This is a genomic window from Enterobacter sp. C3_dUdeg, from assembly GCF_057536195.1.
Map to the genome: position 1 here is coordinate 1,489,703 of NZ_BAAKFX010000001.1, position 21,820 is coordinate 1,511,522.

Genomic DNA, 21,820 nt, shown 5'->3' on the forward strand with positions numbered 1-21,820 from the left:
TAAGCATTCTGCACTGGTGGTGGGTTGCGTTTATTTTTATAATGGTCATTCACCAAACCAACAGAGGACCAACGGCAAATGACAACCGATGTCACGAGTTGTGCGAAGAAAAGCCGTGGCCGACCAAAAGTGTTTGACAGGGATGCAGCGCTTGATAAGGCCATGACTCTCTTCTGGCAACATGGGTATGAAGCAACCTCGCTTTCCGATCTGGTAGAAGCTACCGGAGCCAAAGCGCCGACGCTGTATGCCGAATTTACCAATAAAGAGGGGCTGTTCAGGGCGGTGCTGGACAGATACATTTCGCGCTTTGCGGCGAAACACGAAGCCCAGCTGTTCTGCGAAGAGAAAAGCGTTGAACAGGCGCTTCGGGACTATTTCACCGCCGTCGCGACCTGTTTCACCAGTAAAGAGACGCCTGCGGGCTGCTTTATGATTAACACCTCTGCCACCCTGGCGGCGTCCTCTAAAGAGATTGCCAATACGGTGAAATCACGGCATGCCATGCAGGAGGAGACCCTCAGCGCATTTCTGGCTCAGCGCCAGCAGCGCGGTGAAATCCCCGCGCAATGCAACCCTCAGCTGCTGGCACAATACCTGAGCTGTATTTTGCAGGGGATGTCGATCAGCGCCCGCGAAGGGGCCACGCTGGAAAAACTGCAGCATATTAGCGAAACCACGCTGCGGCTGTGGCCTGAGCTACTGAAAATCTGAAGCAAAAAAAAGCTCCTCAGCCTGAGCGCATGAGGAGCTAAATTCAGAGAACATCTTTTTTACACTTTGTTATTCAGAACCAGCTGGCCGTTTCCATCCAGTGGAATTTGCGTGCCCGGGTCTTTATCCATGCGGATTTTGCCCTGCTGATCGCCAATTTTGTAGGTCACGTCATAGCCCAGCATTTTTTCCGACTTGTCATAGACGGTTTTGCAGCGTTGCTGAGTCGTGGTGTAGGTATCATTATCCTGCATCGCGCCCTGCACCTGGTTACCGGCATAGCCGCCACCCAGCGCGCCGACCACAGTCGCCACGTCTTTACCCCGGCCGCCGCCAAACTGGTGACCAATTACGCCACCCGCTACCGCACCCAGAACAGAACCGGCAATGCGGTTTTCATCCTGCACCGGACGACGGTGCGTCACGGAGACGTTACGGCACTCCTGACGAGGCGTTTTTACGGTTTCTTTAATCGGTGTAGCAGAAACCACCTGTGCATACTGCGGGCCGCGATCTAATACGTTGAGACTGGCAACGGCAGCCACACCTAACGCAGCCGCGACGCCAATCCCTATACCCGCCAACATTGATTTATTCACGGGACTTCCTCCTTTGTTGCTATTGGTAACAATTTTGCAATGGAGGCACGGCTTCGCCAATAAGATAAAGGATCAAAAAAGGGGCGTTGAGAGGAGATATATTGTATTTAGGAGAACTCTTAAGCAGTCAAACTGTGATCTACAGCATGAAATGCTAAAAACTCCCTCCGGAGGGCCCGGAGGGAGTGAAAGATTAGTGCAGCTTCAGACGCGGACGGATCACGCGGTTGATTCTGCCCACCAGCATCATCAGCCCGGTTTTGAAGTAGCCGTGCAGCGCAATCTGGTGCATGCGGTACAGGGAGATATACACGAAGCGGGCAATGCGCCCTTCTACCATCATTGAGCCGCGCATCAGGTTGCCCATCAGGCTGCCGACAGTAGAGAAGTTTGACAGCGACACCAGTGAACCGTGGTCTTTGTAGACATAGGCTTTCATTGGCTTGCCTTTGTACTGCGCCAGAATGTTGTGCAGCACCAGACTTGCCATCTGGTGAGCGGCCTGCGCGCGCGGCGGCACGAATCCACCTTCAGGACGCGCGCAGGAGGCACAGTCACCGATGGCAAAGATTTCAGGATCGCGCGTGGTTTGCAGCGTTGGCTCGGTTACCAGCTGGTTAATGCGGTTGGTTTCCAGACCGCCGATCTCTTTCATAAAGTCAGGCGCTTTGATACCTGCCGCCCAGACCATCAGATCCGCTTTGATATATTCGCCGTCTTTGGTGTGCAGGCCGCCTTCGTCGGCGCTAGTCACCATGGTTTGCGTCAGCACCCGCACGCCCAGTTTGGTGAGCTCATTGTGCGCCGCACCGGAAATACGCGGAGGCAGCGCAGGCAGGATGCGTTCACCGGCTTCAACCAGCGTGACGTTCAGCGCTTCGTTAGTTAACCCTTTGTAACCGTAGCTGTGCAGCTGCTTCACCGCATTGTGCAGCTCCGCTGACAGCTCAACGCCCGTCGCGCCGCCGCCGACAATAGCGATATTCACCTTACCGTTCGCACCCATATTGCTGGTGTACTTCAGGAACAGGTTCAGCATTTCCTGATGGAAACGACGCGCCTGGTGCGGGTTATCGAGGAAGATACAGTGCTCTTTAACGCCCGGCGTGTTGAAGTCGTTGGAGGTACTGCCCAGCGCCATGACCAGCGTGTCGTACGCCAGTTTACGCTCGGGAACCAGCAGCTCCCCTTTTTCATCGCGCAGCTCTGCCAGGGTGATGGTTTTGCTTTCACGGTTGATGTCCACCACCGAGCCCAGCTGGAACTGGAAATGATGGTTACGGGCGTGCGCCAGATAGCTGAGCGCGTCCACGCCCTCATCCAGAGAACCGGTCGCCACTTCGTGCAGCAGCGGTTTCCACAGGTGGCTATGGTTACGATCCACCAGCGTAATTTTGGCTTTTTTACCGCGACCCAGCTTCTTGCCTAGCTGTGTAGCCAGCTCCAGCCCGCCAGCACCACCGCCTACAATCACTATCTTTTTCAATGGCGTAGTCAACGTGACCCCCTCAAATTATTAACCAATTGTTAATTAAAAGTTATAAAAATAACCCTTAATTAACAACAGGTTACAGCACTGAAACCATTCAGGTGCATTGAGAATACCACGTCAGGCGCATTGGTCATACCAAAATTGATATGCGTCAAGTTTTGATGGCTTAAAAGTAGACAATTCTGGTCAAAAAGAAAGCCCGGCACGCTTTCGCGGCCGGGCTTTGATGCATGCGGGAAATTGATTAACCCAGCGTTTTAAACGCTTTGATACGCTGCAGATGCGGGGAGATGTTTTTGAACTTGTGGGTCTGTTCTTCGTCCCAGACGATCTCATAGTAATGATGCAGGAGCTCTGCTGCCCGATGGCTGTTGAGCGCTTCATCATTACGGGAAAGGATCACCAGGCAGCGGTCGCGGTTTTTCTCACGGAAGTTGCTCACGCACTTGGTCGCAATATCGACATACTCTTCCGGACGGTCAATTTTGCCTTCCATGTTCTCGTTCGGGAACAGGTTAGGATTGAACACCACCTGGCGAATGTCGCACAGGAAGCCAATCCGCTCCGCCCAGTAGCCGCCCAGCCCTACGCCGCAAATCAACGGGCGATCGTCGACGTTGAGCTGCAACATCTTGTCCACCTCTTTGAGCAGATGCTGCATATCATGCTTCGGATGACGCGTGCTGTAGCTGATCAACCGTACATCCGGATCGATAAACTGCAGCTGCAGCACCTTCTCATGATTACCAGGACTGTTTGAGTCAAAACCGTGTAAATAGATGATCATCGTCTTCTCACCACGCTACGCCTTCCGGGAGGGTTTACAGGCTGGCTTTATGTGCCTGCCAGCGCTCATTCAGGTCTTCAAGCCGGGCGTTGACCGTCTTCCAGCGCGCCGAATCCATCAGCTCCTGACGGCTAAATGAACCTTTATGATACAATTGTGTAACACGCTCTGCATTGATCGGCGACAGGTTATCCAGCACGCTAACGGCACCTTTACGATTATTGCAGACCAGGATCATATCGCAACCTGCATCCAGCGATGCCTGACCGCGTTCAGCGTAGCTGCCCATGATCGCGGCCCCTTCCATCGACAAATCGTCAGAGAAAATCACGCCGTTGAAGCCCAGTTCCTGACGCAGAACGGTTTTCAGCCAGTGCGGAGAACCGCTGGCAGGACGCGGGTCGACGTCGCTATAAATCACGTGCGCGGGCATAATGGCATCCAGCTTGTTATAGGTGATAAGCGACTGGAAAACCGACATATCTTTGGCGCGAATTTCCGCTTCCGGGCGCGGATCGCGCGGGGTCTCTTTGTGAGAATCCGCCGTCACCGCCCCGTGACCCGGGAAGTGTTTCCCGGTGGTTTTCATTCCTGCATCGTGCATGCCGTCGATGAACCGGGTTGCCATTGCCAGCGCAATACGCGGGTCTTCATGGTATGAGCGCTCGCCAATGGCAGCGCTGATATGCCCTACATCCAGCACCGGGGCAAAGCTGATGTCGATATCCATGGCAATCATTTCGCTGGCCATCAGCCAGCCGGCCTCCTGCGCCAGTTTTCCACCCTCTTCCGTGCCGAGCAGCGCGGCGAATGACTGGGCTGCCGGGAGACGGGTAAAACCGTCGCGAAAACGCTGCACGCGCCCGCCTTCCTGATCGACGGCCACCACCAGATGGTTACGCGACGCGGCGCGGATCTGACGCACCAGCTCGCGCAGCTGCGCCGGATCGTGATAGTTGCGGGTAAACAGGATCAGGCCACCCACCAGCGGATGCGCCAGAATTTCACGCTCCTCCGCATCCAGCTCAAACCCTTCAACATCCAACATGACTGGACCCACATCCACCTCTCTTATCCTTTAGTTTGTAACTGACGCCAGGCATCGTCTGCCAGCGCAATAAATTGTTTGTCTCTGGACTGCCGATAGCGCATTTCAAACCAGCCTGCCATTAACATGATGACCCATGGTCGCCAGCGTCTGACCTGACGCCTCAGCGCGTCGGGGTCAATATGTGCCACCCGGGAGTAGCCCCTGATGAGCATCTGCCGCGCGGCTTCACTCTCCGTCCAGACGGCCGCCAGCTCCAGCGCCACATCGCCATCTCCGGCATACTCCCAGTCGATAAGCCTGATCCCCGCTGGCGTATGAACAATATTCCCGGCATGAACATCCATATGCAGCGGCGTGAGCCGAATCGGCTGCGGCTCGCCCGTTTTACGCAGCCGCTTAAGATGTGCCAGCCACACTGGAGTACGCCTGTCAGGCAGGGCTTGCTGCCAGTAATGTTCAAGCAGCGGGAATAACGTCGTTCGCCACCCCAGACGTGGCTGCCGGTGCAGATGATACAGCACCGCCGCAAGCTCCGGCGTGTCCGGCAGCGCGCTTTTAACTTCACCTTCCAGATAGTCGACGGCCATCCAGCCCTGTCTAAAAAAACGAGGGGCAGGTACGAGATCCGCCGGAAGACGTCTCAGGGCACGAAACTGACGACGGAAATGGGAGGCAGGCGCGTCGGGGTCGTGATTTTGCCGCAAGACCAGACGTCGTTCGCCCTGTTCTATAATGCAACTCGCGCCGCCAAGCCCGGAATGGGCCTGCGGCGCGATAAGGCGGTACTGAGGAAAATAGCGCGTCAGAATCTCTTCACGCGTGCCGTCATTGTTGCGTAACCGCACCTTTACCTGACCAGATAATTTCGCCTGTCTGAACCAGCATCAGCTGCATCTGCAGGGCTGGGGTATTCACGTTACCGGTGGCGTTAGAGTAAAGCACATACTGCGCGCCAACGTTACGTGCAATGCCGATCGCCTTGCTGCGGGTACCGAGGCTATCCTGCGGCGACAGGCCCAGCTGCTGTTTGGCGACGGCGAGCTGCTGAGCCGAGACCAGCGTAAACTTGCCGTTGTTAGCCAGAGCATTACGCAGGGTTTCCGTGGCTTCACCCGCGTTCAGCGAACCGTTGGTACGGTTGTTCACGCTGTCGACCAGCAATACGCTGCCCGCCGTCACGCCCTGCGCCTGCAGCATTTTGCCTACCATCGGCTGCATCGCCCCGTTCCAGTCGTAATGGCGCACGCGCGGCGTGGGCTGTGACGTCTGGTCCGGATGTTCAATCGGGCCTGGCTGCGCCGGAATAGACGGTACAGACGGCACGGTTGGCTGCTGCTGCGTTGGCGGTGTCGGCTGTTCAGTACCCGGTTTAGCCTCTTCCACAGGCGCAGGCTGTTCAGTTCGGGTCACACACCCTGCAAGAAACAGAGCGAAAGCTGTCACGAGCGCATAGCGGCTCAAATTTTTAATCAAGGTTCACCCCTCAGAGATAAAGATAAAGTCTCACCTTATGCGCACCCAGATAGTTGGCGCTGCCATAGAGCGTTACCGACGACCTGGCCGGAATGGTGACGCTGCGCGGCGCCTCCAGCGGATGCATTTCAAGACCTCTTACGTCATACCAGAAAAAACGGTAGTGGACCGTCACCGGTTCATGTCTTTCATTAAAGAGCGTAGAGGAGGCAGATGAGTTGATTTCACTGATGGTCAACGCGGGCTGTTGCGCCGTGATGCCCGCGGCAAGCACGGAGGACTCCATGACCAGCGTCTGTTCATCATTCACGGGGATCGCCGGACGCGAGCTGCACCCCACAATCATCATCGCCATTACCAGCGCTGCAATACGCCCTTTCAGCATGTCAAAGACCTTTATGTGCCAGCATCGGCCCCAGAGGACGTCCACCCAGCAGATGCATGTGAATATGATAAACTTCCTGGCCACCATGACGGTTGCAGTTCATGATCAGACGGTAACCGTCTTCTGCAATCCCTTCCTGTTCAGCGATTCTGGCAGCCACCGTCAGCATACGACCTAACGCCACTTCATGCTCGGTTTTTACGTCGTTTACAGTCGGAATCAGAATATTGGGAATGATAAGGATGTGCGTCGGGGCCTGAGGGGAAATGTCCCGGAAAGCCGTCACCAGTTCATCCTGATAGACGATATCCGACGGGATTTCGCGGCGGATAATTTTACTGAAAATCGTTTCTTCAGCCATGACCTTTTCCTTTTTTGTTTAATCTGGCGCAATGCGTCCGCTGTAAACACACTCCCGGGATCGGTGTGTGACACAATCCAAGAGTATGAGCGAGTTTCTCCTGTCCTTTCAACCTCCTCCCTCGATTTCTTTCCTGAATGTTCATCAGCTGACTGAAGAGTGACCGCTCTCGCGTCTCAGTGGCGTTTTTTAAGACACAAATAAAAAAGGCAGCCATTCGGCTGCCTTAGTCTCCCCAGGTCACAACTTAGTTGCTGCGGATGTACTCATCCATTTCGGTTTTCAGGTTATCGGATTTGGTACCGAAGATTGCCTGTACACCAGAACCTGCAACAACTACGCCCGCTGCGCCCAGTTTTTTCAGACCCGGCTGGTCTACTTTCGCCACGTCGGCAACGCTCACACGCAGACGAGTGATGCACGCGTCCAGGTTAGTGATGTTCTCTTTACCGCCGAACGCTGCGACCAGTGCCGGAGCCATTTCGCTGGTAGCGCCAGCTTTGCTGTCTTCTGTCGCATCTTCACGACCCGGAGTTTTCAGGTCCAGTGCTTTAATCAGCACGCGGAAGATGGTGTAGTAAACAACGGCATAGCACGCACCCACGATTGGGAACAGCCACAGTTTGCTGCTGTTACCGGACAGAACGATGAAGTCGATCAGACCGTGAGAGAAGGACGTACCGTCACGCATACCCAGCAGGATACAGATTGGGAACGCCAGGCCCGCCAGAATCGCGTGGATAACGTACAGGATCGGCGCAACGAACATGAAGGAGAACTCGATCGGCTCGGTGATACCGGTCAGGAACGAGGTCAGCGCTGCGGAGATCATGATACCGCCCACTTTTGCACGGTTCTCTGGCTTAGCAGAGTGCCAGATAGCAATCGCAGCTGCTGGCAGACCGTACATTTTGAACAGGAAGCCACCAGACAGTTTACCTGCAGTTGGGTCGCCCGCCATGTAACGTGGGATATCGCCGTGGAATACCTGACCTGCTGCGTTGGTGAATTCACCAATCTGCATCTGGAATGGAACGTTCCAGATGTGGTGCAGACCGAATGGTACCAGGCAACGCTCGATGAAGCCGTAGATACCAAACGCCACAACCGGGTTCTGGTAAGCAGCCCACTGAGAGAAGGTCTGGATAGCAGAGCCGATTGGTGGCCAGATGAAGGACAGGATCACGCCAGTGAAAATCGCTGCCAGACCAGAGATGATCGGAACGAAACGCTTGCCCGCGAAGAAGCCCAGATACTCAGGCAGCTTGATGCGATAGAAGCGGTTAAACATATACGCTGCAATCGCACCGGAGATGATACCGCCCAGAACACCGGTGTCCGCCAGGTGTTTCGCGGCGATCTCTTCTGCCGGTAAATGCAGAACCAGCGGCGCAACCACAGCCATGGTTTTCACCATGATGCCGTAGGCAACCACTGCAGCCAGCGCAGAAACGCCGTCGTTATTGGTGAAGCCCAGAGCCACACCGATCGCGAAGATCAGTGGCATGTTAGCAAAGACAGAACCGCCTGCTTCGGCCATCACGTGGGACACTACGGCTGGCAGCCAGCTGAAGTTAGCAGAACCGACACCCAGCAGGATACCTGCGATAGGCAGTACGGATACTGGCAGCATCAGCGATTTACCGACCTTTTGCAGGTTAGCAAATGCATTCTTAAACATAATTGAGAGTGCTCCTGAGTATTTGTGCTTTTTTTACGCTTTCACGCATTGGCCCGGGGGGAGTACCGTGCCGTGGACAGGACATCTAAGCGCCCTTTATTTATTACACAGAGTAAAATAATTCCCTCTGAGTTTGTTTGACGGCTATCACGTTTCAGCTTAAGGCGGTCGAAAAACTTTCAGTTATTTACAAAAAGCATGTCCAGATGTGTCTAAATACACACTCACCGCCCCAAATGAGGCGGTGAACTTTACTCGCTTTACTTATTAATTACGAGCCTAAAAAAAACAGGTGTATCAGACAGATTGCAGGCGGGCGGGGTCGATATGGAACAGCGTGGAAAAGTTTTCCGTCGTCACGCGGGCCAGCTCATCGATGCTGACGCCCTTCAGTACGGCCATGTACTCAGCCACATCTCTCGTCATAGCGGGCTGGTTCTCTTTACCGCGATGCGGTACCGGTGCCAGGTACGGAGAATCCGTCTCCACCAGAATGCGATCGAGCGGAACATAACGTGCAGCATCACGCAGCTGCTCAGCGTTACGGAACGTCACGATCCCCGAAAACGAGATATAAAACCCCAAATCAAGCAGCTTCCCCGCCGTTTCTCTGTCTTCTGTGAAACAGTGTAGTACGCCACCGCAATCCGTCACGTTTTCTTCCCGGAGGATAGCCAGAGTATCCGCACGCGCATCGCGGGTGTGGACGATAACCGGCTTATTCAGTTCCCGACCAATGCGAATATGGTTGCGGAAGGACTCCTGCTGGCGCGGTTTGGTTTCCGGCGTGTAAAAATAGTCCAGCCCGGTCTCGCCCATCGCTACCACGCCCTCTTCTGCTGCCAGTCGGCGCAGATCCTCAACATCGTAGGCCTCGTCCTGATTCAGCGGGTGCACGCCGCAGGAGAACACCACGTTATCGCGAACGCCCACCAGCTCACGCATGGAGCGGTAGCCCGGCAGCGTCGTCGCCACCGCAAGACAGAATTTCACATCGCGGGCAGCGGCTTTTGCCAGCACGTCATCCACGTTTTTATGCAGGGATTGATAATCCAGGCCATCAAGATGGCAGTGTGAGTCGACTAAAAACATAATGTCTCTCTCAGAGATGGGAAACTGGCGGTGTGACGCCGGGTTGCAGGTAATGTTCGATACGCAGTAACTGGTCGGTCAGTAAAAGCTCGCGATTAAGACCCGTCACGGTTAAAAGCTGTTCACGGCTCTGGCAGATGTCATGGAGCATCGCGTGAAGAATCTTCCCTGAGAGGCGGTTCGCCAGCGTATTCACCAGCGGCAACGCGTCCGGGTTAGTCAGAAGCGTTGCACCTTGCTGGATTTTGAGCGCATCCAGCAGTAGGGAGGCCAGCCAGTGCAGACGATCAACGGCCCGATCGCTGTTAAGCGCAGGCAGTAAACTTAGCCAGTCGTGACTGTTCAGCGACGCATCTACGGCCCGGCAGAGCGTTTCTCGCTCTGACCATACGTCAGGCTGCAGTAGTGCCAGCGCCGCCGCGGGCGCGCCGCTGCTCAGGCGTAAGGCGGACAGCGCGCTTTCAGGTGACGTTGTCACCTCTCGTTCAAGCCAGCTCAGCGCCCACGATTCCTGAGGTACTGCAAGGTGATGAAGACGACAACGGCTGCGCAACGTTGCCAGTAATCGTCCCGGGTCACGGCATGAGAGGAAAAACCACGTTTTAACCGGCGGCTCTTCCAGGGTTTTAAGCAGGGCGTTAGCCGCCGCCTCGGTAAGCAGCGTGGCGTCTTTAAGCCAGACCACTTTAGCGCCGCCCAGTCGCGCGTGTTCATACAATTTTTCACTGACTTCACGCACGGCATCGATACCGAGCGCGCTTTTACCCTTCTCAGGCTCAAGGGTGTAGTAGTCAGGATGCGTGCCCGCCTGCATCAGCTGACAGCCACGGCATTTACCACAGCTCTTGTGCCCTTCCGGCTGCTGACACATCAGAAAACGGGTGATGGCATAAATCAACGCATCATCACCCATTCCTGGCAACGCCTGAATCAGTAACGCATGATGCCCCCGACCCGCCTGATAGCTGCCGATCAGCTGTTCAAAGTGTGGGCGCAACCATGGATACCATTTCATGCCTGCTGCTCCTGCACCCACTGCGTAATGGTGTGCTGAATGTCGCGCGTAACGTCGTCCAGAGACTGCGTCGCATCGATGGTACAAATTGAGCTGTCCTGTGCGGCCAGCTCAAGATAGCGCGCACGGGTGCGGTTAAAGAAATCAAACGACTCTTGTTCAATGCGGTCCAGCTCGCCGCGCGCGCGGGCACGTTTGAGACCCACTTCCGGGGTCACATCCAGATAGAGCGTCAGGTCGGGGCGAAAATCACCCAGTACGGCATTACGTAGCGTTGCCAGCATTGTCTGGTCGATGCCGCGTCCTCCGCCCTGATACGCCTGAGTCGACAGATCGTGACGGTCGCCGATCACCCACTTGCCCTCGGCCAGGGCGGGTTTGATCACCGTCTCAACCAGCTGAACGCGCGCCGCGTAGAACATCAGCACTTCGGCTTTGTCAGTGATAACTTCGTCGCCGACGGATTTGATATCCAGTACCAGGCTGCGCAGCTTTTCAGCCAGCTGCGTGCCGCCCGGCTCGCGGGTAAATACCATGTCCCCCACGCCAAGCGCTTTGAGCGTATCCACCACCACGTTGCGGGCAGTGGTTTTACCCGCCCCTTCGAGTCCCTCAATGACAATGTATTTACTGCGCATTTTTTTCCTTAAGTGCCTTCAGATAGTCCTGAACAGAGCGATTGTGGCTGGCAAGGTTGGTGTTAAAGGTATGCCCCCCTTTTCCATCAGCCACAAAATAGAGATACGGTGTTTTAGCCGGATGCGCGGCGGCTTTGAGCGACGCCTCGCTCGGCGTGGCGATCGGGCCCGGCGGTAAACCGCTAATCACGTAGGTATTATACGCCGTTGGCGTCTCCAGATCTTTTCTTGAGATCTTGCCGGTATAGCTCTCACCCATGCCGTAGATTACGGTAGGGTCGGTTTGCAGACGCATGCCGATGCGCAGACGGTTGATAAATACTGACGCCACCCGATCGCGCTCAGCAGCGACGGCCGTCTCTTTCTCGATGATCGAGGCCATGGTGACGAACTGGTTCGGATCGCTGTAAGGCAATCCTTCCATCCGCCCTTCCCAGGCGGCATCTACGGCGGCAACCATTTTTTTATGCGCCCGCTTCAGGATAGCCACATCGGTCGTGCCTGCCGTGTACATCCAGGTGTCTGGCCAGAACCAGCCTTCCACCCATTCCGGATGTTCAAGCTTCAGCGCTTCTGCCACCGTCTGATAGCTATCGTCTTTTAAGGTATGTTTGATATACGGCGCGTCACGCAGTTGTTTGACGTAATCGCTCAGGCGCATCCCTTCCACAAACCGCAGTGGGAACTGGGCTTCTTTACCGCTTTCCAGCAGCTGCAGCATCTCTCTGACGGTCATTCCCGGCGTAAAACGATAGGTACCGGCTTTGAAATGTGACAGCTCAGGTTCCACGCGCAATAGCCACTGGAATACGCGTGGACGATTAATAATCTTGTCGCCATAGAGCTGTTCCCCAAGCGCCTGACGGCCGGTTCCCGCTTTCAGGGTAAAGATCGTTTCCTCTTTAACCAGGATCTTGCTGTTAGCCAGCTGGCGAACTTTCCATACGCCTGCTCCGCCGGCGACGCCCAGCGCAACGATGAGGATAAGGACAACGCGCAACATTTTTTTCATGACTATCTGGTTTGCTCACATATCGGGGCTAAAAACTGAAACAGCTCGCGCGAAGACCAGCGTTGTTGGCCATACGCACGGACGGGTACAACAGGCATCAGCGCATTGCAGATGATGACTTCATCGGCGGTCTGTAGCGCCGCTTCTCCTGCGCTAACTTCGACAACGCGAAAGTCAGAGCGTGCCAGCTGTTGCAGACAAAACTGACGCATTAACCCATTTACGCCAGCGTGTTCCAGCGACGGAGTGAACACCTCTTCCCCCTGCCGCCAGAGTAAATTAGCCGCACAGCATTCCGTAATGAACCCTTCGCTGTCAAGAACCAGCGCCTCATCGGCGTCCGTCTGTTCAAGATGAGTACGAATGAGCACCTGCTCGAGGCGGTTGAGATGCTTAAGCCCGGCCAACATCGGGTTTCGTCCCAGTCGTACTGGGCTCAGCGTCAGCGTGATGCCGTCTTCTCGCCAGCGAGTGTAATGCGCGGGATAAGCAGAAACGGAGAGAATACGCGTAGGGTTGATACACGATGCGGCGCTGTAACCCCGGCCTCCACTGCCGCGGCTGATGATGACTTTGAGTACGCCGCTGTCCTTCCCGCTTGCCAACTGGCACATTTCCTGTCGCAACGTGTCCCAGTGCGTAAAGGGGATCATGAGCTTTTCACAGCCATGCTGCAGGCGTCGAATGTGCGCCTCCAGCAGGCAGACATCGCCGTCCAGAATGCGCGCCGTCGTAAAGCAACCATCACCGAACTGTATCGCCCTGTCGCTGGCAGGCAGCGTGTCCTGCTCAAGGCCATTGATTAAAAACATGGTGGCTCCTTATGCGTGGGCATTTAGTCTGGCAGGATGTCATGCAGCCGACAAGAAGATTAGGCTTAATAAAAAAGGCCCGGCAAGCGGACCTTTTTAAAAGCTATCGGGACGTCAGGATCAGATCTTTTTGAAGATCAGAGAACCGTTGGTGCCGCCGAAGCCGAAGGAGTTACACAGGGTGTACTCCATACCGCTAACCTGACGCGCTTCGTGAGGAACGAAGTCCAGATCGCAACCTTCATCCGGGTTATCCAGGTTGATGGTTGGCGGAACAGCCTGATCGCGCAGCGCAAGGATGGAGTAGATTGACTCTACTGCACCCGCCGCACCCAACAGGTGACCGGTCATGGACTTGGTGGAGCTCACCATTACGCGGCTGGCAGATTCGCCGAAGATAGACTTAACCGCCTGAGCTTCAGCTTTATCGCCTGCAGGTGTAGAAGTACCGTGCGCGTTCACGTAGCCAATTTGTGCTGGGGTAATACCCGCATCACGAATCGCGTTTTCCATCGCCAGCGCAGCACCCGCGCCGTTCTCAGGAGGAGACGTCATGTGGTAAGCATCGCTGCTCATGCCGAAACCAACGATTTCAGCATAAATTTTCGCGCCGCGTTTTTTCGCGTGTTCGTACTCTTCCAGTACGATCATGCCCGCCCCGTCGCCCAGCACGAAGCCGTCACGGTCTTTATCCCACGGACGGCTCGCCGCCTGCGGGTTATCATTGCGGGTAGACAGCGCACGCGCCGCACCAAAACCGCCGACACCCAGTGGGGTACTGGCTTTTTCAGCACCGCCCGCAACCATAGCATCTGCATCGCCGTACGCAATAATGCGCGCGGCCTGGCCGATGTTATGTACGCCAGACGTACAGGCAGTCGCGATAGAAATGCTTGGCCCACGCAGGCCGAACATGATGGTCAGGTGACCCGCCACCATGTTAACAATCGTGGACGGAACGAAGAACGGGCTGATCTTACGCGGGCCGCCATTCATCAGAGATGTATGGTTTTCCTCGATCAGGCCAAGACCGCCAATCCCGGAGCCGATAGCGGCGCCAATACGGGTTGCGTTCTCTTCCGTAATCACAAGGCCAGAATCCTGCATGGCCTGAACGCCAGCGACAATTCCATATTGAATGAAGGCATCCATCTTGCGCTGTTCTTTGCGCGAGATGATCTCTTCACAGTTAAAATCCTTTACTAAGCCAGCAAATTTCGTTGCATAGGCGCTAGTATCGAAATGGTCGATTAGGCTGATGCCGCTCTGACCGGCAAGGAGAGCTTTCCAGGTGGACTCTACGGTATTGCCGACAGGAGACAACATGCCAAGTCCGGTCACAACTACACGACGCTTAGACACGTTTGTCCTCCAGGGAGGGATAAAAAAAGAGATTCGTGGGACTAAAAAAGATAAAACTCAGGCGGTCGAATGACCGCCTGGAGATGTTCACTTACGCCTGGTGACCGTTGATGTAATCAATGGCAGCCTGAACGGTGGTGATCTTCTCAGCTTCTTCGTCCGGAATCTCAGTATCAAACTCTTCTTCCAGAGCCATTACCAGCTCAACGGTGTCAAGAGAATCTGCGCCCAGGTCTTCAACGAAGGAAGCGGAGTTCACAACTTCTTCCTGCTTAACGCCCAGCTGTTCGCCGATAATTTTCTTAACGCGTTCTTCGATAGTGCTCATACTCTTAAATTTCCTATCAAAACTCGCTTTCGCGATGGTTTTCGTAGTGTATAAAATGTTGAAAAATTTGCAACTAAATCCCGGCAGTTCGTACCACGATTTTACGTTATTTTGAGGCCATTTGCCCTAATAACGCAAATATTTTTCTACACGTCATCATCCAGGCTGCCTCTGCGTTGGCTGCGCCCTCTAATCCCGGTCACATAGTAATCTATGCTCCCAGGCTTCTCGGTCTTGCCGCCTTGATCCAACCAGAATGATTTAGTGTATCTCGTGGTTAAACCATATACATCCCGCCGTTGACGTGGAGGGTCTCACCAGTGATGTAACCCGCTTCGTCAGAGGCTAAAAATGCAACCGCACTGGCGATTTCTTTAGGGTCGCCAAGACGACCCGCCGGAACTGCCGCCAGCGTACCCGCACGCTGCTCATCAGTCAGCGCACGCGTCATGTCCGTTTCAATAAAGCCCGGAGCAACAACGTTTACAGTAATACCGCGGGACGCGACTTCACGCGCCAGCGACTTACTGAAACCAATCAGACCTGCTTTCGCCGCAGCGTAGTTAGCCTGACCAGCATTTCCCATGGTACCAACCACAGAACCGACAGTGATAATACGTCCATGACGCTTTTTCATCATAGCGCGCATTACCGCTTTTGACAGACGGAATACAGATGACAGGTTGGTTTCGATGATATCGTTCCACTCGTCGTCTTTCATTCGCATTAACAGGTTATCGCGAGTGATCCCGGCATTGTTTACCAGAATATCCACTTCACCAAACTCTGCGCGAATATTTTCCAGAACAGATTCGATAGATGCAGGTTCGGTCACATTCAGTACCAGACCTTTACCATTTGCACCCAGATACTCGCTGATGGCCTGAGCGCCATTCTCGCTGGTTGCTGTACCAATCACCTTCGCGCCGCGCGCAACCAGTGTTTCAGCAATTGCACGCCCGATACCGCGGCTTGCGCCAGTGACCAGGGCGATTTTTCCTTCAAAACTCATGGTATTCCTCTTTTATTGCGAGAGTGCCGCTGACATCGCTTCCGGCTCGTTAATTGCCGAGGCTGTCAGGGTGTCAACAATACGTTTTGTCAGACCGGTGAGGACTTTACCTGGGCCGACTTCATACAGGTGCTCAACGCCCTGAGCGGCCATAAACTCAACGGTTTTAGTCCACTGTACCGGGCTGTAGAGCTGGCGAACCAGCGCGTCACGGATCGCTTCCGGCGTGGTTTCGCATTTCACATCGACGTTGTTCACAACGGAAATCGTCGGTGCGTTAAACGTAATTTTTTCCAGCTCAACCGCCAGTTTTTCGGCAGCAGGCTTCATCAGCGCACAGTGAGACGGCACGCTGACCGGCAGCGGCAGCGCACGCTTAGCACCCGCTGCTTTACAGGCCGCACCCGCACGTTCAACCGCTTCTTTATGACCGGCAATAACCACCTGGCCCGGAGAGTTGAAGTTTACCGGAGAGACAACCTGGCCTTCAGCAGATTCTTCACACGCTTTTGCAATTGCAGCATCATCCAGACCGATGATGGCAGACATGCCGCCCGTGCCTTCCGGCACCGCTTCCTGCATGAATTTACCGCGCAGTTCAACCAGACGTACCGCGTCAGCAAACGCGATCACGCTGGCACACACCAGCGCAGAGTATTCACCCAGGCTGTGACCCGCGAGCAGCGCTGGCGCTTTACCGCCCTGCTGCTGCCAGACACGCCACAGCGCAACGGACGCGGTCAGCAGCGCTGGCTGGGTCTGCCAGGTTTTGTTCAGTTCTTCGGCCGGCCCCTGCTGGGTCAGCGCCCATAAATCATAACCCAGTGCATCAGAAGCTTCACGGAAAGTCTCTTCAATTACCGGATAGCGTGCTGCCATTTCAGACAACATCCCAACGGTTTGAGAGCCCTGGCCCGGGAACACAAAAGCAAATTGCGTCATTTTTTATTCCTTATACTAGAAACGAACCAGCGCGGAACCCCAGGTGAACCCGCCACCGAAGGCTTCAAGCAAGACCAGCTGGCCCCGTTTGATTCGTCCATCGCGTACCGCTTCATCAAATGCGCACGGTACCGACGCCGCAGAGGTGTTGCCGTGACGATCCAGCGTCACCACAACGTTATCCATCGACATGCCCAGCTTTTTCGCGGTCGCGCTGATGATACGCAGGTTCGCCTGATGCGGCACCAGCCAGTCGAGTGCGGTACGCTCAAGGTTATTCGCTTCCAGCGTTTCATCAACGATGTGTGCAAGCTCGGTTACCGCCACCTTGAACACCTCGTTCCCTGCCATAGTCAGGTAAATCGAGTTGTCCGGATTAACGCGATCGGCGTTAGGCAGGGTCAACAGTTCGCCATAGCTGCCATCAGCATGCAGATGCGTAGAGATGATACCTGGCTCTTCGGACTGCCCCAGCAGCACTGCACCCGCACCATCACCAAAAATAATGATCGTTCCACGTTCGGTTGGATCGCAGGTACGCGCCAGCACGTCAGCACCGATCACCAGCGCATATTTAACGGCACCGGATTTCACGTACTGATCGGCAACGCTCAGCGCATAGGTGAAGCCTGCGCACGCGGCAGCGACGTCAAACGCCGGACAGCCTTTAATGCCGAGCATGTTCTGCACCTGGCATGCTGCGCTTGGGAAAGCATGCGTGGCAGACGTCGTGGCGACCACGATCAAACCAATCTGTTCTTTATCAATGCCCGCCATTTCGATAGCACGCTGTGCGGCTTCGTAACCCATGGTCGACACGGTTTCGTCTGGCGCGGCAATACGACGTTCACGGATACCTGTGCGCGTGACAATCCACTCGTCAGACGTATCTACCATTTTTTCCAGATCGGCGTTGGTACGCACTTGTTTTGGCAGGTAGCTGCCGGTACCTAAAATCTTCGTATACATGTACGCTCAGTCACTTTTAGCTAATACAGATTCCAGGCGAGCGGCAATCCGCTGAGGGACTTGTCGCTGCACCGCCTGCACTGCCTGTTCAATCGCGACAGCAAATGCTCGCTGATTGGCGGCGCCATGACTCTTAATCACGATGCCGCGCAATCCTAACAGACAGGCGCCATTATACTGGTCGGGGTTGAGGTGACTGAATCGCCGCGTCAGGCTCTTTTGTAACCAACGCTTCAATAAAATCAGCCACCAGGCGCTTTTTTTGCCTTCTCCCTGAGATTTCAGCAGAGAAAGAAACATGCGTACGACCCCTTCCATGGTCTTCAACGTGACGTTTCCGGTGAAGCCATCGCACACCAGAACATCCGTTTTACCCGTCAACAACTCATTGGCTTCGAGATAACCAATATAGTTGATGGAGGGAACCTGTTTGAGCAATTCAGCTGCTTCGCGAATGCTGTCCAGGCCTTTGGTCTCTTCTTCACCAATGTTCAGTAACGCAACACGGGGAGTGTTGATCCCGACAACTTCTTCTGCCAGCACCGATCCCATCACGGCAAACTGAGCCAGCATAGTACTATCACAGTCGACGTTAGCGCCCAAATCGAGCACCACCGTCTTGCCCTTCTGCTGATGCGGTAACACCGTTACCAGCGCAGGGCGCTCAATACCTTCAATAGGTTTGAGCAGCAATTTCGACAGCCCCATCAGCGCGCCGGTATTTCCCGCGCTGACGCAAGCCTGAGCTCGCCCTTCTTTCACCAGCTCCAGCGCTATCCGCATAGAGCTGCCACGACTATTGCGAATCGCCTGCGAGGGTCGGGCATCACTGGCAATAACTGACTGCGCAGGAATAATCTGCAGACGCGAACGTTGTTCAAAGTCAGCTTTTGCGAGTAATGGCGTGATTGCGTCGGGATTGCCGACTAAAAGAAGTGTGAGTTGCGAATTAGAATTCAGTGCCTGCAATGCTGCAGGCACTGTCACGGAAGGGCCAAAATCTCCCCCCATGACATCTAACGCCAGGGTTAGACGTGTCAAGGTATCGTCGCAGCCTGGTTCGGTAAATTCCCCGTTTGCACGGGGAAATCCTCACTAAGCCTAATCACGCTTGCGCGTGATTACTTAGTGATAACCTTGCGGCCGCGGTAGAAACCGTCAGCGGTGATGTGGTGACGCAGGTGTTTCTCACCAGAAGTCTTGTCTACAGACAGGCTGGTAACTGCGGTCAGCGCGTCATGGGAACGACGCATGCCACGTTTGGAACGGGTTGGTTTATTCTGTTGTACGGCCATGGACCTTACTCCTCAATTACTTACGCTTTAAGCTGGCTAATACGGCAAATGGGTTTGGTTTTTGCGCTTCATCAGGCAGTTCCCCAAAGACCATGTCCGCCTCGGACACTTCACAGTGTTCAGAATCATGCACCGGAACTACTGGCAAGGTGAGGATGATTTCATCTTCAACCAGAGCCAGAAGATCGATTTCACCGAATTCGTTAACCTCAATCGGCTCATACGCTTCCGGGAGTGCTTCAGCCTGTTCGTCAGAACGAACCGGACTGAAACAATACGTTGTGTGAACATGCTGTACAAACGGTTTCCCGCAACGCTGACACTCGAGCGTTACCGTCACCTTTGCATCACCGGTTAAAACGGCGAGACGCTGGTTGTCGATAGCGAACGACATGGAGCATTCTACATCACTGTCCACACTGACTACGGATTCGGCAATACGCTCAGCCTGATCGGAAGTATAGATACCTTCGTAATCGAGGCGTTTTTGAGCCGTACGAACCGGATCAAGAGTCAGGGGTAATTTTACCTTTTGCATAGGGCGCGCATATTAACTTTGTAACGTCATAGAGTCAAAGAAAAAGGCAACCAGAGCTGCCTTTTGCCAATTATTCGCACACATTGCGGCCTGTAGTTTAAAATGGCTGGCATCGATACGCTATATCTGGTGATAAAAATATGCCAAATCTCGTCCTTGCTTCCACGTCTCCCTACCGCCGAATGCTGCTGGAAAAGCTCGGGATCCCGTTTGAATGCGCCGCGCCAGAGGTTGATGAGACGCCACAGCCGGGCGAATCACCGCGTCATCTGGTGATGCGTCTTGCTAAAGAGAAAGCGCAGTCGCTGGCCGCACGTTATCCCGCACATTTGATTATAGGCTCAGACCAGGTTTGCGTGCTGGACGGCGAAATCACCGGCAAGCCCCATACGGAGGAGAACGCCTGCCAGCAGCTTCTGCGCGCGCGAGGCACTATCGTGACCTTTTATACCGGCCTGGCGCTTTATAACTCTGCCACCGGTCATCTGCAAACCGAATGCGAGCCGTTCGACGTACACTTCCGCCATCTCAGCGAGCAAGAGATTGTGGATTATGTGCGCCGGGAACGTCCGCTGAACTGTGCGGGGAGCTTTAAAAGCGAAGGACTGGGGATTGCGCTGTTCGACAAGCTGGACGGTCGCGATCCCAACACGCTGGTGGGGTTACCGCTGATCGCCCTATGTCAGATGTTTAGGCGAGAAGAGTGTAATCCGCTGACCATGTGACTTTTGCCCAGCGGCGCTTCGCTTGCATGGGCCTACTAAACTGCGGCCTGATGCCCTCACCCCGGCCCTCTCCCACAGGGAGAGGGAGCAAACATTAAAAACGACAACATTCGTTGCCGTTTTACGTTTACCTTAGCCGCGCAGAACCTTAAGACAGCGTTTCAACTGCTCATCCAGCGGTGCTTCAATACGGATGACTTCTCCCGTATTAGGATGGGTAAACTTCAGCGCTGCCGCATGCAGGAACAAACGCGACAGTCCCGTCCCCGCCAGCTGCTTATCAAACTCGCGGTCGCCATAGCGGTCATCAAAGGCGATAGGGTGCCCTGCGAACTGCGTATGCACGCGGATCTGGTGAGTACGACCGGTCACCGGACTGCAGCGCACCAGCGTGGCAAACTCATAGCGCTCTTCAACTTTAAAGCGCGTCTCAGACGGTTTCCCTTCCTGGCTCACGCGGACAATACGTTCGCCGCTTTGCAGAATGTTCTTCAGCAGCGGCGCCTGCACCACTTTTACATGGGACTGCCACTGACCGCGCACCAGCGCCAGGTAGTCTTTCTGCATCCCTTTCTCACGCAGCTGTTCATGCAGAGAACGCAGCGCAGAACGCTTTTTCGCCACCAGCAGTACGCCAGAGGTGTCACGGTCAAGACGGTGCACCAGTTCAAGGAAGCGCGCTTCCGGGCGCAGGGCACGCAGCCCTTCAATCACGCCGAAGCTCAGACCGCTACCGCCATGAACAGCCGTTCCTGACGGTTTATTGAGCACCAGAATGTGGTCATCTTCGTACAGGATCACATCGCTCAGGGCCGCCACTTTCTGTAGCTTCGGTGAAACGGTCTCTTCTTCACGTTCCGCAACGCGCACCGGCGGAATACGTACTTCATCGCCCGCCTCGAGTTTGTACTCGGGCTTCACGCGTTTTTTGTTCACCCGCACCTCGCCCTTGCGCAGGATGCGGTAAATCATGCTCTTTGGTACACCTTTCAACTGGGTGCGCAAAAAGTTATCGATACGTTGCCCCGCGTCATCTTCGGCGATGGCAACCATTTTTACGGCTGGAGTCTCTGTTTTCATGGTTGGCGATTCTAAATATCGTCAGCCATTAGCGCCACTCATTTTTCTATGCTTATATTTACTTTTATCCGGCCAGCTCCCCGTTTCGCGCAACCGATTTGGTGGTTATTAAACCAATCGCCATTCTGAAGTGAAGAAACTGTGAGTAACCGGGTGATAATTGGTAAAAGTCATCTTGCTATAACCCGGCGAGCAGTGGAATAATGAGGCTGTTTTCCGTGTTAAATCCTGGTTAAGTAAGGATGTTGACGGAATGACCAATTTTGTCTGACCGATCATCCACGCAGCAATGGCGTAAGACGTATTGATCTTTCAGGCAGTTAGCGGGCTGCGGGTTGCAGTACTTCCCGGTATAAGGATTGTTCTCTGGAGAGTTCTACCCAGGCAATTCCCCTGATAATTGCGCTGTGTTTCCGTATGAAATACAGGCAACCGACACTCTGCGCCTCTTAAGCGA

General features: G+C 54.6%; 25 protein-coding genes. 2 read left to right on the top strand and 23 right to left on the bottom strand.

Annotation, left to right across the window (positions count from 1 at the left end):
* Nucleotides 1–78 precede the first annotated feature (78 nt).
* Nucleotides 79–714 (top strand): TetR/AcrR family transcriptional regulator, encoded by a 636-nt coding sequence (locus AC27FC_RS07105; protein WP_029739866.1) that lies wholly within the window; start codon nucleotides 79–81, stop codon nucleotides 712–714.
* A 59-nt stretch (nucleotides 715–773) separates the two neighbouring features.
* Here AC27FC_RS07105 and AC27FC_RS07110 read toward each other — a convergent pair whose 3' ends face one another.
* The 22 genes from AC27FC_RS07110 to yceD form a co-directional block, all read right to left on the bottom strand.
* Complete coding sequence (locus AC27FC_RS07110; protein WP_008500779.1) at nucleotides 774–1,313, bottom strand: glycine zipper 2TM domain-containing protein; 540 nt, start codon at nucleotides 1,311–1,313, stop codon at nucleotides 774–776.
* A 193-nt stretch (nucleotides 1,314–1,506) separates the two neighbouring features.
* Nucleotides 1,507–2,811, bottom strand: coding sequence for an NAD(P)/FAD-dependent oxidoreductase (locus AC27FC_RS07115; protein WP_023335290.1), 1,305 nt, complete (start codon nucleotides 2,809–2,811; stop codon nucleotides 1,507–1,509).
* 238 nt (nucleotides 2,812–3,049) lie between these two features.
* Nucleotides 3,050–3,592 (bottom strand): alpha/beta hydrolase YcfP, encoded by a 543-nt coding sequence (ycfP, locus tag AC27FC_RS07120; protein WP_008500781.1) that lies wholly within the window; start codon nucleotides 3,590–3,592, stop codon nucleotides 3,050–3,052.
* 34 nt (nucleotides 3,593–3,626) lie between these two features.
* Nucleotides 3,627–4,652 carry a beta-N-acetylhexosaminidase gene (gene nagZ / locus AC27FC_RS07125; RefSeq protein ID WP_069303902.1) on the bottom strand — a complete coding sequence of 342 codons (1,026 nt, stop codon included), beginning with the start codon at nucleotides 4,650–4,652 and terminating at the stop codon, nucleotides 3,627–3,629.
* Between the two features lie 11 nt (nucleotides 4,653–4,663).
* The gene (gene thiK / locus AC27FC_RS07130; protein WP_064672285.1) at nucleotides 4,664–5,488 is read right to left on the bottom strand and encodes a thiamine kinase; all 825 of its coding nucleotides are present in this window, start codon (nucleotides 5,486–5,488) and stop codon (nucleotides 4,664–4,666) included.
* Nucleotides 5,469–6,113: a penicillin-binding protein activator LpoB gene (lpoB, locus tag AC27FC_RS07135; RefSeq protein ID WP_103791505.1), complete on the bottom strand. Its 645-nt coding sequence runs from the start codon at nucleotides 6,111–6,113 to the stop codon at nucleotides 5,469–5,471. The genes thiK and lpoB overlap by 20 nt, the downstream gene beginning before the upstream one ends.
* Before the next feature lie 13 nt (nucleotides 6,114–6,126).
* A complete protein-coding gene (locus AC27FC_RS07140; protein WP_023311159.1) occupies nucleotides 6,127–6,501 on the bottom strand; it encodes a YcfL family putative periplasmic lipoprotein in 375 nt (124 codons plus the stop codon).
* 1 nt (nucleotide 6,502) lies between these two features.
* Nucleotides 6,503–6,862: a purine nucleoside phosphoramidase gene (hinT, locus tag AC27FC_RS07145; protein ID WP_033145218.1), complete on the bottom strand. Its 360-nt coding sequence runs from the start codon at nucleotides 6,860–6,862 to the stop codon at nucleotides 6,503–6,505.
* A gap of 247 nt (nucleotides 6,863–7,109) precedes the next feature.
* A complete protein-coding gene (gene ptsG / locus AC27FC_RS07150; protein WP_023311158.1) occupies nucleotides 7,110–8,543 on the bottom strand; it encodes a PTS glucose transporter subunit IIBC in 1,434 nt (477 codons plus the stop codon).
* 297 nt (nucleotides 8,544–8,840) lie between these two features.
* Complete coding sequence (locus tag AC27FC_RS07155) at nucleotides 8,841–9,635, bottom strand: metal-dependent hydrolase (protein ID WP_029739870.1); 795 nt, start codon at nucleotides 9,633–9,635, stop codon at nucleotides 8,841–8,843.
* A 10-nt stretch (nucleotides 9,636–9,645) separates the two neighbouring features.
* Entirely contained in the window at nucleotides 9,646–10,650 is a 1,005-nt protein-coding gene (gene holB, locus AC27FC_RS07160) for a DNA polymerase III subunit delta' (RefSeq protein WP_094934967.1), read from the bottom strand.
* Nucleotides 10,647–11,288 (bottom strand): dTMP kinase, encoded by a 642-nt coding sequence (gene tmk / locus AC27FC_RS07165; RefSeq protein ID WP_087822338.1) that lies wholly within the window; start codon nucleotides 11,286–11,288, stop codon nucleotides 10,647–10,649. The genes holB and tmk overlap by 4 nt, the downstream gene beginning before the upstream one ends.
* Nucleotides 11,278–12,300, bottom strand: coding sequence for a cell division protein YceG (gene yceG, locus AC27FC_RS07170; RefSeq protein ID WP_487159870.1), 1,023 nt, complete (start codon nucleotides 12,298–12,300; stop codon nucleotides 11,278–11,280). Before yceG ends, tmk begins: the two co-directional genes overlap by 11 nt.
* Before the next feature lie 2 nt (nucleotides 12,301–12,302).
* Nucleotides 12,303–13,112, bottom strand: coding sequence for an aminodeoxychorismate lyase (gene pabC / locus AC27FC_RS07175; RefSeq protein ID WP_094934966.1), 810 nt, complete (start codon nucleotides 13,110–13,112; stop codon nucleotides 12,303–12,305).
* A gap of 120 nt (nucleotides 13,113–13,232) precedes the next feature.
* Nucleotides 13,233–14,474, bottom strand: a complete 1,242-nt coding sequence (gene fabF / locus AC27FC_RS07180) for a beta-ketoacyl-ACP synthase II (protein ID WP_024909028.1) — start codon at nucleotides 14,472–14,474, stop codon at nucleotides 13,233–13,235.
* 91 nt (nucleotides 14,475–14,565) lie between these two features.
* On the bottom strand, nucleotides 14,566–14,802 hold the full coding sequence (acpP, locus tag AC27FC_RS07185) for an acyl carrier protein (protein WP_003857954.1): 237 nt from the start codon (nucleotides 14,800–14,802) through the stop codon (nucleotides 14,566–14,568).
* Between the two features lie 277 nt (nucleotides 14,803–15,079).
* A complete protein-coding gene (gene fabG / locus AC27FC_RS07190) occupies nucleotides 15,080–15,814 on the bottom strand; it encodes a 3-oxoacyl-ACP reductase FabG (RefSeq protein WP_008500795.1) in 735 nt (244 codons plus the stop codon).
* A gap of 12 nt (nucleotides 15,815–15,826) precedes the next feature.
* Entirely contained in the window at nucleotides 15,827–16,756 is a 930-nt protein-coding gene (gene fabD, locus AC27FC_RS07195) for an ACP S-malonyltransferase (RefSeq protein WP_094934964.1), read from the bottom strand.
* Nucleotides 16,757–16,771: 15 nt separating this feature from the next.
* Nucleotides 16,772–17,725 carry a beta-ketoacyl-ACP synthase III gene (locus tag AC27FC_RS07200; protein WP_487159875.1) on the bottom strand — a complete coding sequence of 318 codons (954 nt, stop codon included), beginning with the start codon at nucleotides 17,723–17,725 and terminating at the stop codon, nucleotides 16,772–16,774.
* Nucleotides 17,726–17,731: 6 nt separating this feature from the next.
* Nucleotides 17,732–18,766, bottom strand: coding sequence for a phosphate acyltransferase PlsX (gene plsX, locus AC27FC_RS07205; protein ID WP_060568787.1), 1,035 nt, complete (start codon nucleotides 18,764–18,766; stop codon nucleotides 17,732–17,734).
* An 80-nt stretch (nucleotides 18,767–18,846) separates the two neighbouring features.
* Nucleotides 18,847–19,020 (bottom strand): 50S ribosomal protein L32, encoded by a 174-nt coding sequence (gene rpmF, locus AC27FC_RS07210; protein ID WP_003857964.1) that lies wholly within the window; start codon nucleotides 19,018–19,020, stop codon nucleotides 18,847–18,849.
* 16 nt (nucleotides 19,021–19,036) lie between these two features.
* Entirely contained in the window at nucleotides 19,037–19,558 is a 522-nt protein-coding gene (yceD, locus tag AC27FC_RS07215; RefSeq protein WP_014883375.1) for a 23S rRNA accumulation protein YceD, read from the bottom strand.
* A gap of 140 nt (nucleotides 19,559–19,698) precedes the next feature.
* Here yceD and AC27FC_RS07220 point away from each other — a divergent pair, with 140 nt between their 5' ends.
* Nucleotides 19,699–20,283 (top strand): Maf family protein, encoded by a 585-nt coding sequence (locus AC27FC_RS07220; RefSeq protein ID WP_094934963.1) that lies wholly within the window; start codon nucleotides 19,699–19,701, stop codon nucleotides 20,281–20,283.
* Nucleotides 20,284–20,415: 132 nt separating this feature from the next.
* On the opposite strand, the gene rluC is transcribed toward AC27FC_RS07220, so the two are convergent.
* The gene (rluC, locus tag AC27FC_RS07225) at nucleotides 20,416–21,363 is read right to left on the bottom strand and encodes a 23S rRNA pseudouridine(955/2504/2580) synthase RluC (protein ID WP_024909023.1); all 948 of its coding nucleotides are present in this window, start codon (nucleotides 21,361–21,363) and stop codon (nucleotides 20,416–20,418) included.
* Nucleotides 21,364–21,820 lie beyond the last annotated feature (457 nt).

Coding starts and splice junctions, on each gene's coding strand:
- AC27FC_RS07220 (WP_094934963.1), top strand. CDS start 19,699: ATGCCAAATCTCGTCCTTGCTTCCACGTCTCCCTACCGCCGAATGCTG.
- AC27FC_RS07140 (WP_023311159.1), bottom strand. CDS start 6,501: ATGCTGAAAGGGCGTATTGCAGCGCTGGTAATGGCGATGATGATTGTG.
- yceG (WP_487159870.1), bottom strand. CDS start 12,300: ATGAAAAAAATGTTGCGCGTTGTCCTTATCCTCATCGTTGCGCTGGGC.
- yceD (WP_014883375.1), bottom strand. CDS start 19,558: ATGCAAAAGGTAAAATTACCCCTGACTCTTGATCCGGTTCGTACGGCT.
- fabD (WP_094934964.1), bottom strand. CDS start 16,756: ATGACGCAATTTGCTTTTGTGTTCCCGGGCCAGGGCTCTCAAACCGTT.
- rpmF (WP_003857964.1), bottom strand. CDS start 19,020: ATGGCCGTACAACAGAATAAACCAACCCGTTCCAAACGTGGCATGCGT.
- ptsG (WP_023311158.1), bottom strand. CDS start 8,543: ATGTTTAAGAATGCATTTGCTAACCTGCAAAAGGTCGGTAAATCGCTG.
- pabC (WP_094934966.1), bottom strand. CDS start 13,112: ATGTTTTTAATCAATGGCCTTGAGCAGGACACGCTGCCTGCCAGCGAC.
- ycfP (WP_008500781.1), bottom strand. CDS start 3,592: ATGATCATCTATTTACACGGTTTTGACTCAAACAGTCCTGGTAATCAT.
- acpP (WP_003857954.1), bottom strand. CDS start 14,802: ATGAGCACTATCGAAGAACGCGTTAAGAAAATTATCGGCGAACAGCTG.
- fabG (WP_008500795.1), bottom strand. CDS start 15,814: ATGAGTTTTGAAGGAAAAATCGCCCTGGTCACTGGCGCAAGCCGCGGT.
- AC27FC_RS07155 (WP_029739870.1), bottom strand. CDS start 9,635: ATGTTTTTAGTCGACTCACACTGCCATCTTGATGGCCTGGATTATCAA.
- hinT (WP_033145218.1), bottom strand. CDS start 6,862: ATGGCTGAAGAAACGATTTTCAGTAAAATTATCCGCCGCGAAATCCCG.
- tmk (WP_087822338.1), bottom strand. CDS start 11,288: ATGCGCAGTAAATACATTGTCATTGAGGGACTCGAAGGGGCGGGTAAA.
- holB (WP_094934967.1), bottom strand. CDS start 10,650: ATGAAATGGTATCCATGGTTGCGCCCACACTTTGAACAGCTGATCGGC.
- AC27FC_RS07105 (WP_029739866.1), top strand. CDS start 79: ATGACAACCGATGTCACGAGTTGTGCGAAGAAAAGCCGTGGCCGACCA.
- AC27FC_RS07200 (WP_487159875.1), bottom strand. CDS start 17,725: ATGTATACGAAGATTTTAGGTACCGGCAGCTACCTGCCAAAACAAGTG.
- rluC (WP_024909023.1), bottom strand. CDS start 21,363: ATGAAAACAGAGACTCCAGCCGTAAAAATGGTTGCCATCGCCGAAGAT.